Source organism: Stenotrophomonas sp. HMWF003, assembly GCF_003061285.1.
Taxonomy (GTDB): domain Bacteria; phylum Pseudomonadota; class Gammaproteobacteria; order Xanthomonadales; family Xanthomonadaceae; genus Stenotrophomonas; species Stenotrophomonas maltophilia_AP.
Genome location: NZ_QAIW01000421.1, coordinates 1 through 473, shown reverse-complemented (window position 1 = coordinate 473; position 473 = coordinate 1). Strand labels below are relative to the sequence as shown.

Sequence of the window (473 nt, the reverse complement as noted above, 5' to 3'; positions counted from 1 at the left end):
CCCCGACGTGCTGTGCAACCGGGAAGTGAAGTTCAAGCACTTCCTGGACGCGGCCCGCGAACTGGGCGCCGAGCGCATCGCCACCGGCCACTACGCCCGCGTGGCGCAGGTGGGTGGGCGCTGGGCGCTGCTGCGCGGCGCCGACCGCAGCAAGGACCAGAGCTACTTCCTGCACCAGCTGGGCCAGGAGCAGCTGGCGGCCACGCTGTTCCCGATCGGCGACCTGCAGAAGAACGACCTGCGCCGGATCGCCCGCGACGCGCGGCTGCCGACCCACGCCAAAAAGGATTCCACCGGGATCTGCTTCATCGGCGAGCGCGACTTCCGCGAGTTCCTGGGCCGCTACCTGCCGGCCAAAGCCGGCGAGATCCGCGACCCGGACGGCGCCCTGATCGCCGAACACCCCGGCGTGTTCTATTTCACCCTGGGCCAGCGCGAGGGCCTGAACATCGGCGGCGTGCGTGGCCGCCAGC

At 70.8% G+C, this 473-nt stretch carries 1 protein-coding gene; it reads left to right on the top strand.

Translation table 11 applies throughout. The features are described from left to right. On the top strand, positions 1-473 hold a 473-nt coding region (locus DBR34_RS17995; RefSeq protein WP_343125622.1), incomplete at both ends, for a tRNA methyl transferase PRC-barrel domain-containing protein.